At 68.0% G+C, this 13,455-nt stretch carries 12 protein-coding genes; 9 read left to right on the top strand and 3 right to left on the bottom strand.

The annotated features are described in order from the left end of the window. The first annotated feature begins 3 nt into the window (after nucleotides 1-3). From NWF34_RS14290 to NWF34_RS14265, 6 genes are all read left to right on the top strand, one after another. Complete coding sequence (locus tag NWF34_RS14290; protein ID WP_006436852.1) at nucleotides 4-1,194, top strand: sensor histidine kinase; 1,191 nt, start codon at nucleotides 4-6, stop codon at nucleotides 1,192-1,194. 132 nt (nucleotides 1,195-1,326) lie between these two features. Continuing rightward, a complete protein-coding gene (locus NWF34_RS14285) occupies nucleotides 1,327-2,145 on the top strand; it encodes a LytTR family DNA-binding domain-containing protein (protein WP_006436853.1) in 819 nt (272 codons plus the stop codon). Then, nucleotides 2,138-2,527 (top strand): hypothetical protein, encoded by a 390-nt coding sequence (locus NWF34_RS14280; protein ID WP_006436854.1) that lies wholly within the window; start codon nucleotides 2,138-2,140, stop codon nucleotides 2,525-2,527. Before NWF34_RS14285 ends, NWF34_RS14280 begins: the two co-directional genes overlap by 8 nt. After that, complete coding sequence (locus NWF34_RS14275; RefSeq protein WP_006436855.1) at nucleotides 2,524-4,311, top strand: cation acetate symporter; 1,788 nt, start codon at nucleotides 2,524-2,526, stop codon at nucleotides 4,309-4,311. Before NWF34_RS14280 ends, NWF34_RS14275 begins: the two co-directional genes overlap by 4 nt. Nucleotides 4,312-4,482: 171 nt before the next feature. Beyond that, the gene (locus tag NWF34_RS14270; RefSeq protein ID WP_006436856.1) at nucleotides 4,483-4,842 is read left to right on the top strand and encodes a DUF485 domain-containing protein; all 360 of its coding nucleotides are present in this window, start codon (nucleotides 4,483-4,485) and stop codon (nucleotides 4,840-4,842) included. Beyond that, complete coding sequence (locus tag NWF34_RS14265) at nucleotides 4,839-6,482, top strand: cation acetate symporter (protein ID WP_006436857.1); 1,644 nt, start codon at nucleotides 4,839-4,841, stop codon at nucleotides 6,480-6,482. Before NWF34_RS14270 ends, NWF34_RS14265 begins: the two co-directional genes overlap by 4 nt. A gap of 102 nt (nucleotides 6,483-6,584) precedes the next feature. Here NWF34_RS14265 and NWF34_RS14260 read toward each other — a convergent pair whose 3' ends face one another. Together NWF34_RS14260 and NWF34_RS14255 are read right to left on the bottom strand one after the other, a co-directional pair. Continuing rightward, nucleotides 6,585-7,997, bottom strand: coding sequence for an amidase (locus tag NWF34_RS14260; RefSeq protein WP_006436858.1), 1,413 nt, complete (start codon nucleotides 7,995-7,997; stop codon nucleotides 6,585-6,587). Next, entirely contained in the window at nucleotides 7,994-8,635 is a 642-nt protein-coding gene (locus tag NWF34_RS14255; RefSeq protein WP_258325342.1) for a TetR/AcrR family transcriptional regulator, read from the bottom strand. Before NWF34_RS14255 ends, NWF34_RS14260 begins: the two co-directional genes overlap by 4 nt. 90 nt (nucleotides 8,636-8,725) lie before the next feature. Between NWF34_RS14255 and NWF34_RS14250 the strand changes: the two genes are divergently transcribed. Further along, nucleotides 8,726-9,979, top strand: a complete 1,254-nt coding sequence (locus NWF34_RS14250) for an MFS transporter (RefSeq protein ID WP_096272978.1) — start codon at nucleotides 8,726-8,728, stop codon at nucleotides 9,977-9,979. A 17-nt stretch (nucleotides 9,980-9,996) separates the two neighbouring features. Here NWF34_RS14250 and NWF34_RS14245 read toward each other — a convergent pair whose 3' ends face one another. After that, a complete protein-coding gene (locus NWF34_RS14245; protein WP_006436861.1) occupies nucleotides 9,997-10,611 on the bottom strand; it encodes a TetR/AcrR family transcriptional regulator in 615 nt (204 codons plus the stop codon). Between the two features lie 196 nt (nucleotides 10,612-10,807). On the opposite strand from NWF34_RS14245, the gene NWF34_RS14240 reads away from it, so the two are divergent. After that, the gene (locus tag NWF34_RS14240) at nucleotides 10,808-12,001 is read left to right on the top strand and encodes an acyl-CoA dehydrogenase family protein (protein WP_006436862.1); all 1,194 of its coding nucleotides are present in this window, start codon (nucleotides 10,808-10,810) and stop codon (nucleotides 11,999-12,001) included. A gap of 49 nt (nucleotides 12,002-12,050) precedes the next feature. Next, nucleotides 12,051-13,163, top strand: a complete 1,113-nt coding sequence (locus tag NWF34_RS14235; RefSeq protein ID WP_006436863.1) for an acyl-CoA dehydrogenase family protein — start codon at nucleotides 12,051-12,053, stop codon at nucleotides 13,161-13,163. Nucleotides 13,164-13,455: the final 292 nt, after the last annotated feature.

Here is a 13,455-nt window from a genome sequence, read left to right as displayed (position 1 = left end):
GCCATGTCGAGCGAAGTCGCGATCGTCGGGTCGATCCTGCTGCTGATCATGGTTCTCGGCCTCGTCGTGCTGGTCCGGACGCGCCGCCAGGTCACCACACCCACCGAACGCGCGGTGCACATGGCGCTGCACACGGCGTCGCTGGCGGCGCGATCGCTGCGCACCGGGCTCTCCGAGGACTCGGCGCGCGAAGCTCTCCCCCACCTGCGCACGCTGACCTCGGCAGAGGCCGTCGCCCTGTTCGACGACGAGCCGCGTCGTCTCGCCCACGACCCGGACGACGATGCGATCTGGGATGCCGACATGCTGCGCGAGGCCGCCCGTGCCGCCGCGTCGGCCACCGGCGATCAGCGTCGTGTCCTGGTGTCCGACCCGTGCGGCGCGGAGTCACCGGTGCGAGCCCTCATCGCGCAGCCACTCGTCGCCAGCGACGTCAACGTGGGTGTCCTCGTCGTCGCCACGACCCGTCGTCCGGGTCCGGGCATGCTCGGTGCCGTCGCCGAGGTTGCCCGCTACGTGTCGAGCCAGATCGAGTTGGCCGAGCTCGACGCGTCCCGCGCCCGCCTCGACCGGGCCGAGGTGCTCGCTCTTCGCGCGCAGATCAGCCCGCACTTCATCTACAACGCCCTCAACACGATCGCCTCGTTCGTCCGCACCGACCCCGACCGCGCCCGTGAACTCGTGCTCGACTTCGCCGACTTCACCCGCTACTCGTTCCGCGCGAGCGGCGAATACACCGTCCTGGCAGACGAACTGCGCAACATCGACCGCTACCTCACCCTCGAACGGGCCCGGTTCGGCAACTCACTCGACGTGAAACTTCATGTCGCGCCGGAGGTCCTGAACGTCGTCGTACCGTTCCTCGCACTCCAGCCGCTGGTGGAGAACGCGGTCCGTCACGGACTCGCGTCGAAGGGCGGCGGCACCATCAAGATCACCGCGGCCGACGAGGGCACCGACTGCGTCATCACCGTCGAGGACGACGGCGTCGGCATGGACCCCGAACTCCTGCGCAGCGGTGCGCTCGACGCGTTGGACCACAGCGAGGGCGCCCATGTCGGGCTCACCAACGTCGATCACCGTCTCCGCGCCGCCTTCGGCAACGACTACGGACTGGTGGTCGAGACGGCCGTCGGCGCGGGCACCAAGGTGGGCATGCGGGTACCGAAGTTCCGGGCCGGCATCCGCGCCTAGCAGACCGTTCGCCGGTTCTCGAGCGAGTCGCCGCCAGACGTTGCAGGCGGTTCCGATCTGTGATGCGGACCACGCGGTACGATCCTCGTGTCCGTCGTCGGACGTCAGGCGCAGTCGGTCGGGAGGTGATGGATGTCCGGGCTGGTGGTGCTCGCCGTCGACGACGAATCCCCGGCTCTCGACGAACTCCGTTACCTCCTGGACCGGCAGGATGATGTCGCCGAGGTCCACACCGCGACGGATGCGACCGGCGCGCTCCGCGAACTCAACTCCCGCCGGGTCGACGCGATCTTCCTCGACATCAACATGCCGGGACTGTCGGGACTCGAACTCGCCGGCGTCCTCGCCAAGTACGCCCAGCCCCCGGTGATCGTGTTCGTCACCGCTCACGAGGACAAGGCGGTCGACGCCTTCGAGGTCGGCGCCATCGACTATCTGCTGAAACCGCTCCGCGAGGAACGACTCGCCCAGGCGATCGCACGCGTCCGCGCCGGCCTCGACGCCCGTACGCAGCCCGCCGAGACGACTCCCACCCCCGCCACCCAGGGTGAGCCGCGCACCGGCTCCGACGACGTGATCCCGGTCGAGATGAGTGGGGTGACCTCGCTGGTCCGGCGTGATTCGATCTCCTGGGTCGAGGCGGTCGGCGATTACGCCCGGCTCCACGCCGAGTCCGGCGCCCACCTGGTCCGAATCCCGCTGTCGACCCTCGAATCACGCTGGCAGGACAAGGGATTCGCACGTGTCCACCGTTCCTACCTGGTGGCCTTGCCCATGGTCACCGGACTGCGGAGCAGCGGCAGCGGCACACTCGTCAGCATCCGCGCGAACGGGGCATCGGAGGCGGTGGAACTGCCGGTCAGTCGTCGTCAAGTCCGCGACCTGAAGGACCGGCTCATCCGAGACCCGTTGCGCCAGTACCGCTCCCCCACCGGTCGCGGCGATGTCTGAGAACCCTCCGCAGCGTGAACGGGTGGTCCTCGCGTCGCGGCGCGGCGCCCGGATGGTCCGCACCCGCGTGGAGGTCCAGGAGCAGACCGAGGTCGGCGACGCGCTGGTGCGCGGGCTGATGCGGGCTCAGCTCGGGCTGGCGTTGCGCCTCGGCGGGAGCCTCCTCGTCGTCGTGGTGGCGATCCCCCTCCTCGCCGTACTGTTCCCGAGCTTGGCCGAGACGACGATCTTCGGTATCCGGATCACCTGGATCGTGCTCGGACTCCTCGCCTATCCCGTGCTGTACCTGACCGGACTCCTGTACGTGCGACTGGCCGAACACGCCGAACGCGACTTCATGAACCTCGTCGACGACGACCCCGGCGATCCGGGCGGGCCGTGACCGGCGTCGACGTGCTGACCGCGGTGGGACTGTTCGCCGCGGCGATCGCGACTATCGCGGTCGGGGCGTGGGGCGGCCGGCTCTCCCGGACCACCTCGGATTTCCTGGTGGCCTCACGCACCGTCGGCCCACGCTGGAACGCCGCTGCCGTATCGGGTGAATACCTCTCGGCGGCATCGTTTCTCGGTGTGGCCGGTCTCGTCGCGAAGTACGGGGCCGACGCGCTGTGGTACCCCGTGGGTTTCACCGCCGGATACCTCGGACTTTTGCTGTTCGTCGCTGCACCGTTGCGTCGTTCCGGCGCCTACACCGTGCCCGACTTCGCCGAGTTCCGGCTCTCCTCCACCACCGTGCGCAAGACCGCGATGGTGGTCGTGGTCGTCGTCTGCGTGCTGTACCTCATCCCCCAGTTCCAGGGCGCGGGACTCACTCTCAACATCCTGCTCGGCGCGCCGGTGTGGACCGGCGCGGTCGGCGTCGGGCTCATCGTGATCGTGAACGTCGTCGGTGGCGGGATGCGATCGATCACCTTCGTGCAGGCATTCCAGTACTGGCTCAAGCTGACCGCGATCGCGATCCCCGCCCTGGTGCTCATCGGGGTATTCGCCAATGATCCGGCACGCGTGGGTGAGCCCGCGCCACCCCGGGTCACGACCGCCACCACCGTCGACGTCACGACCGACGTGTCGGTCACCGTCGCCGAGACCAAAGGCGTGCGCGTCACCGGCACACTCGACGGCGCTCCCGTGGTCGACGCGCCGATCCCGGCCCCGGGCGGTCACGTCATCTCCGCCGGCTCGGTGATCGAACTCGATGCCGGGGCGGCCACCCCGGTGGTCGCGGGCGCCCCGGTGCACGGCGACGATTGGGTCACCCCCGGCGGTGGTTTCGGCGACCGCCATCCACTGTTCCAGGTGCTGTCTCTGATCCTCGCGACCTTCCTCGGCGTGATGGGTCTGCCGCACGTGCTGGTGCGCTTCTACACCAACCCGGACGGCCGCACGGCCCGCCGAACGGCGCTCGCGGCGATCGCCCTGCTGTCGCTGTTCTATCTGTTCCCCGTCCTGCTCGGGGTGTTCGCGCGCCTCTATGTACCCGAACTGCTGATCACCGGCACCTCCGACGCCGCGGTCCTGCTCCTTCCGAGCGCGGCGGTCGGCGGTCTGGCCGGACAGATCCTCGCGGCCCTGGTGGCAGCCGGCGCCATCGCAGCCTTCCTCGCCACGTCGTCGGGCCTGTTGGTGTCCGTGGCCGGCGCGCTGGCGACTGACGTCCTCCGCGGACGCGTCCGCGACTTCCGCATCGCAGCGGTCATCGGCGGGGCGATCCCGATCGCCCTCTCGCTGGCGGCGGGATCCCTCGAACTGTCCCGGACCGTCGGGCTGGTGTTCGCGGTCGCGGCGTCGACGCTGTGTCCGTTGCTCGTGCTGGGGATCTGGTGGCGAGGTCTCACCGCAACCGGTGCGATCGCCGGTCTGGTCGTCGGCGGGTTGTCGTCGGGTTCGGCGGCGTCGCTCGCCATCGCCGGGGTGATCGACGACGACGTCCTCGGCGGATGGGCGGCCGCGCTGGCCGGTTATCCGGGCGCGGTCACCGTGCCGCTCGCTTTCGGCACGATGGTGCTGGTCAGCCTCGCCACCCGACGACGGCTGCCCGGCGACCTCGCCCGGACGTTCGCACGCATGCACGTTCCCGAACGCGTCGGGATGGGCGTGGACCGTCTACCCGGTCGGACCGTCGACACGCCTCCCGCCGATCGGCAGACGGACCGACGCGACGTCTGACCGTTCACCGTTCGTCGGATCCGATCGACCGTCCGTCGCACAGACGACGACCTTCGGCGTGTGACCCACGACACCCGATTGCGGTGTGATCTGGGCCTCAATCAGGCTGTTCCCCGAAGAGCCATCACCGTGGGGCTCCACCACCGTGGCCCCATCACCTTGGAGGACAGTGTGTCGAACATCGACCAACCAGCAGCGGCACCACCGCATGCGCCGACGGGCGAGCAGTTCATCGAGATGCAGAACAGCCCTCAGTTCCAGGAACTGAAGGCACGGCTGCGCAAGTTCATCTTCCCGATGACCGCGTTCTTCCTGATCTGGTACGCGGTCTACGTGCTCCTCGGCGCCTTCGCGCATGACTTCATGTCGATCCAGGTCTGGGGCAACATCAATGTCGGCCTGATCCTCGGCCTGCTGCAGTTCGTGACCACGTTCGTCATCACCGGCCTGTACGTGCGCTTCGCGAACCGCGAACTCGACCCGCGCGCCGAGGCCATCCGCAACGAGATGGAAGGCGGACCGTCGCTGTGAACACCTCCGTACACACCACCACGCTCGCCGCCACCGTCGGCAGTCCGGCCGCCAACATCGCGATCTTCGCCGCGTTCGTGGCGATCACGATGTACATCGTCATCCGGGCGAGCAAGAACAACAACTCCGCCGCGGACTTCTTCACCGGCGGCCGTGGCTTCTCCGGACCGCAGAACGGGATCGCCATCGCCGGCGACTACCTGTCGGCCGCCAGCTTCCTTGGTATCGCCGGTGCCATCGCGGTCTACGGCTACGACGGCTTCCTCTACTCCATCGGCTTCCTCGTCGCCTGGCTGGTGGCTCTGCTGCTCGTCGCCGAATTGCTGCGCAACACCGGCAAGTTCACCATGGCCGACGTCCTCAGTTTCCGCCTGAAGCAGCGGCCGGTCCGTCTCGCGGCGGCCATCTCGACCTTGGCGGTCTCGCTGTTCTACCTGCTCGCCCAGATGGCCGGTGCCGGTGGCCTCGTCGCCCTGCTCCTCGACATCGAGGGCCGCGTGGGCCAGTCGATCGTGATCGCCGTGGTCGGGGCGCTGATGATCGTCTACGTCCTCATCGGCGGCATGAAGGGCACCACCTGGGTGCAGATCATCAAGGCGGTACTGCTCATCAGCGGTGCGGCGATCATGACCTTCATCGTCCTCGCCAAATTCGGCATGAACCTGTCCTCGATCCTCGGCTCGGCCCAGGACGCCATCTCCGGCTCGGCGAGCGAAAAGGTGGCCGCCCGTGACGTTCTCGCGCCCGGCGCCCAGTACGGCGGTTCGCTGGAATCGAAGATCAACTTCCTGTCGCTGGCCATCGCGCTGGTCCTCGGCACCGCGGGCCTGCCGCACGTGCTGATGCGTTTCTACACCGTGCCGACCGCGAAAGAGGCTCGTAAGTCGGTGGTCTGGGCGATCGCGCTCATCGGCGCCTTCTACCTGTTCACCTTGGTCCTGGGTTACGGCGCAGCCGCTCTGGTCGGTCCGGACAAGATCCTCGCCGCCGCCGGCGGACAGAATGCGGCGGCACCGCTGCTGGCGTTCGAGATCGGCGGCGTGGTGCTGCTCGGCATCATCTCGGCGGTCGCCTTCGCCACGATCCTCGCCGTCGTCGCCGGTCTGGCGATCACCGCGTCGGCGTCCTTCGCCCACGACATCTACGCGTCGGTCATCAAGCGCAACAGGGTGAGTGAGGACGACCAGGTCCGCGTCTCGCGCTACACCGTCGTCGTGCTCGGCATCCTCGGCATCGTCCTGGGCATCCTGGCCAACGGTCAGAACATCGCCTTCCTCGTGGCACTGGCCTTCGCCATCGCCGCGGCGGCGAACCTGCCGACGATCGTGTACTCGCTCTACTGGAAGCGGTTCAACACCCGCGGCGCCCTGTGGAGCATGTACGGCGGCCTGATCTCCACGATCGTGCTGATCGTCTTCTCGCCGGCCGTCTCCGGTTCGTCGACCGCGATGATCCCCGGCGCCGACTTCGCCTGGTTCCCGCTGGCCAACCCCGGCATCGTCTCGATCCCGCTCGCCTTCGTCCTCGGCATCATCGGCACGCTGACCAGCCCGGCGGACACCGGCACCCCCGAGCGCAATGCGGAGATGGAGGTTCGCTCGCTCACCGGCATCGGCGCGGAGAAGGCAGTGCAGCACTAGCCTTTCCGGCAGACCCACCCCTTTTCGGCAGAATCACCACCCTTCCAGGTGGTGATTTTGCCGATTAGGGGTGGGTTTGTCAGCGGAGGGCGATACCGACGCTCAGGCGTCCTGAATCCGCGCGAACGGGCGGGCCGCCTCGAGCTCGAACGCCAACTCCAACAGCGTGCGCTCATCGCCGAGGTCGGCCGAGAACTGGATTCCGACCGGCAGCCCCGACGTCGACTGCCCCAGCGGCAGACTGATGGCCGGGGTTCCCGACGTGTTGTTGGCGGGCGTGAACGCGACGTACCGGGTCAGACGATCCATCGCCTCGGCGAAATCGACACCCGGGTCGAGGTATCCGATCTCCGGAGGTAGGTGCGCGAGAGTCGGCGACAAGATCACGTCGAACTGGTCGTGCAGCGAGCGGAAAGCGGCCGTGGAGCGACGGAGTCCGCGGATCGACGACGGCATGCGATAGAAGTGGCGCAGCGCGTTCCGCGACAGGCCGCGCGTGAACGTGTCCAGCTTCTTGCGGTCGAACCCCTTGTCGTGCAGTCGCTTACCGGTACGGTCCAGCGCGAACGCCAACAGCGACCAGTAGTCGATGAACTGCCGGATGTAGGCGCGATCGACGGGCAACGGCACCATTTCCGTTCGGTGACCGAGGGATTCGACGAGCTCGGCGACATCGGTGACGCACCGTTGGGTGTCGCGATCGAGCAGCTGGCCGGTGATCGGTTCGGTGATCAGTGCGATCCGCAGACGCTTGGTACCGGGTCCCTCGACGAGACCCACCGGCGGCAGGCCGGGCGCGGGACGGAAACCCTGGGAGTCGTCGAGGAAGCGGGCGGTGTCGCGCACCGAACGGCTCACGATCCCGTTGCACACGAGATCGATCGGGGCGTCCTCGGCCTGTTTCGCCGGCGCGGTGCGACCCCGAGTCGGTTTGAGACCGACCAGACCGCATGCGGCAGCGGGGATTCGGATCGAACCGCCACCGTCGTTGGCATGCGCGATCGGCAGGGCACCCGCGGCCACGAGCGCAGCGGACCCACCCGACGAGCCGCCGGCGGAGTGGTCGGTGTCCCACGGATTGCGCGTCGGCTCGCGGTCGACATACTCCGTCGTGGCGGTCAGCCCGAAGGCCGGCATGTTCGACGCGCCGACGAAGTTGACGCCCGTCGCCAGGAACTGGTTGGTGAAGGCCTCGTTCGCCACGGCCGGGTTCGGAGCGACCGCCGCCGACCCATGACACGTGGGGAGACCCGCGAAGTCGGTGTTGTTCTTGATGATCGACGGCACGCCGCCGAACGACCCGAGCGGGAAGTCGTTGTCGACGGCACGCTTCCGGGCCCGTTCGCGGTCGTCGAAGGCGATCGCGTTCAGCTGCGGATTGACCGCGTCGATCCTGGCGAGGGCCGCTTCGACCGCCTCGGCTGCCGAGATCTCCCGGGAGGCGATTGCCGCGGCGATGCCGACCGCGTCCAGATCACCGAGCGCGTCGTCTCGGAACGCGTGAACCTTCTTCATGCCCGGACCCTATCGCCCGGAAGCGGGTCTCCGGGGCGGCTGGAGAACATCGAGACGACATCGTCGATCAACTCGGCGACATACGCATCGTCGACGGCCAGGCCGAACACCGCGTGTTGGTAGAGCGGCGCGATCACGTGGTCGAGCAGCTGCCGCACCGATGGCGCCGACTCGCCACGCGCGCGGGCCCGCGCGATCATCTCCTCCGCCTGCTCACGGCGGATCTCCCAGCACGGGCACACCTCGACGACGTCGTCGCGGGCCGCGACCATCGCCCGCAGGTACGCCCGGCGCTTGGGTCGGCCGATGTCGGCGGCTATGACGCGCGCCCACTCCGCGACGTCCTCGCGCAGCACCCCGGTGTCGGGAAGCGGTTCGCCCTGCGTCAGGGCGGCGACCGCCACCTCACCCAGGAGCACGTCGATCGACCCCCACCTGCGGTAGATGCTGGTCGGGTTGACCCCGGCGAGGTCGGCGACCTCGGGAATGGTCATCGTGTCGCGTTGTCCGGCGCCGACGAGCTGGCCGACCGCGGCATAGACCGCCGACTGCACCCGCGCACTCCGGCCACCGGGCCGCCTCGCGCGCGGCGCCGCATCCGCGGAGTCCGACTGCGACGTTGCGCTTCCCATAGCCATGCGACCATTATTGCAAATCGAATTGCTTTTGGAAGCGATCCCTGCCTATCGTCGTGCTTAATGCAACTGCGTTTGCGTTAAGGAGACGAGATGGCACCGCTACATCCTCACCGCGCGTTCTGGCTGATCGCGGCCACCTACGTGATGGTCCTCGTCGCCTCCGCCGCGCCGTCGCCGCTCTACCCGATCTACCAGGAGCTCTGGGGGTTCTCGTCGCTGACGCTGACCCTGGTCTTCGCGGTGTACGTGGTCACGATGCTGATGAGCCTGCTGACGGTCGGATCGCTGTCGGATCACATCGGCCGACGCCCGGTGCTCGCCGTCGCGCTCGTCTTGCTGATCGCCAGCATGGTGCTGTTCGTCGCGGCCCAGGACGTGGGCACGCTTCTCGCCGCCCGCGCACTCCAGGGCCTGGCCACCGGCGCGGCGATGGGCACCCTCACCGCGACCACCGTCGACCTCCAGCCCACCGCTCGCCTCGGCTCGACGATCATCGGCGCCGCACCGGCGTTCGGGCTCGCCGCCGGCGTCGGTGTCGCCGGCCTGCTCGTCGAGTACGCGCCCGCGCCGCGAATCCTGGTCTACGAGATCATTCTCGGCTTCTTCGCGATGCTTCTCGCCGCTCTGCTCATCATCCCCGAGACGCGCGAGCGCGAGGGATTCCGCTCACGCCGCCACCTCGCGGTCACCCTCGCCCCCCAGGTTCGCGTGCCCCGTGAGGTACGTCCCGTGTTCTTCGCCGCGGTGCCCACCCTGGTGGCCACCTGGTCCCTCGGCGGGCTGTACCTGTCGCTCGGATCATCCGTTGTCGCACGGGTCTTCGGCGTCACCAACCACGGTGCGGCCGGACTCATCCTCTTCACGTTCTTCGCCAGCGCGACCATCACGTCCCTGGTCATCACGGGACGGCCGTCGACGGTCAAGCAGGCCGTCGGCTACCCGACCCTCGCCGCGGGCGTGCTGATCTCGCTGTCCGGCGTGCTGACCGAGGCCCTGCCGCTCTACATCCTCGGTTCTATCGTGGCCGGTTCCGGATGGGCGGCGACCTTCCTCAGCGCGATGGACAACATCACCGCCGCGACACCGCCCGCCCAGCGCGGGCAGGTCTTCTCGTCGGTGTTCGTCGCGAGCTACCTCGCGTTCAGCGTGCCGGCGGTGATCGCGGGGGTTGTCCTGTCCCACATCGGTCTTCGCGCGACGATCATCGGCTACGTCCTGGTGGTCGCACTGTTCGGCGCGGTACTCGCCCTCCTCATGCGTCGTGCCGCCACGAGAGCCGACCGCGCCATCGCCACGATCGGCGACACCGGCCCACGACAACCGGTGGCGGCCGGCGAACCCTGACCGACGGGCTGGTACAGCTAGTCCCGGTCCCGCAGACCCACCATCCGGGTGGCCAGCCGCGCGTAGAACTTCCCCATCTCCTCGGGCGGGAGCGAGTTCTCGGCGCGATACCACCGCGCGACGTCGATACCCATCGACAGCATGGCGTTGGTGGTGGCCTGCGAATCGGCAGCATCGAAGTCGCCGTTCTCGATACCCGCATCGACGATCGCCCGCACCCGGCGGGTGATCTCCCGTCGCAGCTCCATGACCGTCTCGAGGTGATCGGGCGCGAGCGAGGCCAGTTCGTAGTTCACGACGCGAGCGCGGACGTGCTCGCGCGCATGATGCTCGGTGAACGCACCGATGACCGTCGCCAGCCGGTCACCCGGCGACGACGCCGGATCATCGACCTCGTCGATCATGTCGAGGATGCTTCGATGCCCGGCGTCGGAGAGCTCGAAGAGGAGCTCCTCCTTGGAGCGGAAGTGCACGTAGACGGCGGCCGAACTCATCTGCGCCCCGTTGGCGATATCCCGGGTCGTCGTGGCGTTGAAGCCCTTCGCCGCGAACGCCTCGACGGCGGCGAGCAGGAGTCGTTGCCGGGCCGCGACCGGTTGCACCCGGGTCGTCGGTTCGGTCGACGAGACCATGTACGCCTCCTCGAATTAGCTCGGCGACCATGCGCCAACCTTGCCGATTGACACCGTCCACGCGGCGCGGCATAGTGCAACATATCACTAAGCAAGCGCTTAGTCAGCGGCGGTCTTCCCGGTCTTTCCAGGTAGGCGGTCCGCGACCGGTGTCGCCGAACACCCGGCAACCCCCGACAGGAGTAGAGAAGAACCCATGCACCTGAAGTTCAGTCCGGAGGAAGAGGCGTTCCGCGAGGAACTGCGCGGCATCTTCGCGAAGGTCCCCGAGGACATCCGCAAGCGGAACGAAGAGGGCAACCTCAACTACCCCGACGACATCGTCACCGCCTCGCGCGTCCTCAACGAGCACGGCGTGCTGACTCCGAGCTGGCCGATCGAGTGGGGCGGCAAGGACTGGACGCCGATCCAGCACCACATCTACCGCGAGGAGATGAGCCTGGCGTTCGTCCCCGACCCGCTGCCGTTCAACGTCAGCATGATCGGTCCGGTCATCGCGCAGTTCGGGTCGCAGGAGATGAAGGAGAAGTTCCTCCCCCAGACCGCCAACCTCGACATCTGGTGGTGCCAGGGGTTCTCCGAACCCGAGGCCGGCTCCGACCTCGCCTCGCTGAAGACCCGCGCGGTCCTCGACGGCGACCACTACGTCATCAACGGTCAGAAGACCTGGACGACGCTCGGTCAGTACGCCGACTGGATCTTCCTGCTCGCCCGGACCAACCCGGATGTCAAGAAGCAGGCCGGCATCAGCATGTTCCTGATCCCGATGGACACCCCCGGCATCGAGCTGCGCCCCATCCAGCTCATCGACGGCAGCTATGAGGTCAACGAGGTCTTCTTCAACGACGTCCGCGTGCCCGTCGAGAACATGGTCGGCGAGGAGAACAGCGGCTGGACGCAGGCCAAGTTCCTGCTCGGCAACGAGCGCAACGGCATCGCCCGGGTCGGCTACACGAAGTCGAAGCTGGCGCGCGCCAAGGAACTGTCCAGGGAGGTCCGGACCGCCAACGGCACGCTGCTCGACGACCCGCTGTTCGCCACCCGCCTGGCCGAACTGGAGAACGAGCTGCTCGCCCTCGAGATCACCCAGCTCCGCGTCGCCGCGTCGTCGGCCGACGGCAAGCCGAACCCGGCGTCGTCGCTGCTGAAGCTCAAGGGAAGCCAGCTGCAGCAGGCCGCCATGGAACTCATCGCCGACATCGCCGGACCGGACTCGCTCCCGGTCGCCGGGGTCGACGTCGACGCCGCGAACGGCAGCGCAGCGGTCACCTCTCCCGAGTGGGCCCAGCTCGCCGCCCCGACCTACCTGAACTACCGCAAGGTCTCGATCTACGGCGGTTCCTCCGAGGTCCAGCGCCAGATCATCGACAAGGCGGTCCTCGGTCTCTGACCGCCGGCCCCGCTGACCTCACTTTCGACTTCACAGACCAAGGACGACAATGGATTTCGAGCTTTCCGAAGAACAGGGGATGTTGCGCGACACCGTGCGCGAGGTCCTCACCAAGACCTACGACGTGGAGACCCTCCGCAAGGTGACCGACACCGATCTCGGCTGGAGCGAGAAGGTGTGGAAGTCGCTCGCGGAGATCGGCATCCTGGGCCTGACCTTTCCCGAGTCCGAGGGCGGCATGGACGCCGGACCGGTCGAGTTCACCAGCGTGATGACCGAACTCGGTCGCGCCCTGGCACCCGAGCCCTACCTGGACTCGGTGCTCGTCCCGGGCTCGCTCCTCGAGGCCGCCGACGACGCGACCCGCGGCGAGCTGCGTCAGGGCCTCGCCTCCGGCGAACTGCTCATGGCCTTCGCCCACAACGAGCCCGGCGACCGCTGGCCAGTGGCCGCGGTGGCCACCACTGCCACCGCCGACGGCGTGCTCAACGGCACCAAATCCCTTGTCGGACACGGCGACGCAGCGCACAAGCTGATCGTCTCGGCGCGCGCCGGCGACGAGGTGGGCCTGTTCCTCATCGACGCCGACGCCGAGGGCGTCACCCGCACCCCCTACCGCACGCACGATCGTCGACGCGGCGCCGAGATCACCTTCAACGACGCGAAGGGAACGCGCCTCGGCAGCGGCGACGCGTCGGAGCTCATCGCCAACGCGGAGATCGGCATCCAGACCGCGCTGTGCGCCGAAGCCCTCGGCGCGATGGAACGCAGCCTCGAGCTGACCGTCGAATACCTCAAGTCGCGCAAGCAGTTCGGCGTTCCGCTGGCGACCTTCCAGGCGCTCACCCATCGCGCCGCGGACATGTACGTCCAGCTCGAACTCGCGCGCAGCCTGGTGCTGTACGCGACGACCGCACTCGCCGACGGCATCGCCGACGCGGCCATCGCCTCGCGGGTGAAGCTGCAGACCGTTCGCTCGGCACGCCTCATCGGCCAGGAGGCCATCCAGATGCACGGCGGCATCGGCATGACCGCCGAGTACCCGATCGCGCACTACGTGAGCCGCCTGACCGCGATCAGCCACACCCTCGGTGACGCGGACGCGCACGTCACCAAGCTGTCGAAGGACCTCGGTTCCTACGACATGCTCAGCGTCGGCTGACGCATCTCCTCGCTCCCTGAGGTGCGAGCTTGCGAGCCACGAAGGGCTGGTGACATTCTCACCAACCCTTCGTGGCTCGTCGCTTTCGCTCCTCACACCTCAGTACCCGCGGCCTGCTGGCCGTCGTGAGGACGAAAGAACTCGTGCTACCCACGGAAGTGTCGCGCTCTCCGCGGTTCTGGCGACGAATGCCCCACAGCGGGTCTCGCGATCGGAAATTCGCGTCCATCTGAGCTGCTTCGGAGGGCAATATGCCCTCGGAGGATGCTCACGGGGACATGTCCGTCAACGA

The organism is Gordonia sp. GONU, from assembly GCF_024733855.1.
GTDB classification, from domain to species: Bacteria; Actinomycetota; Actinomycetes; order Mycobacteriales; family Mycobacteriaceae; genus Gordonia; species Gordonia amicalis.
The sequence above is the reverse complement of the archived record's forward strand: the minus strand, read 5'-3'. Positions and strand labels throughout refer to the sequence as shown.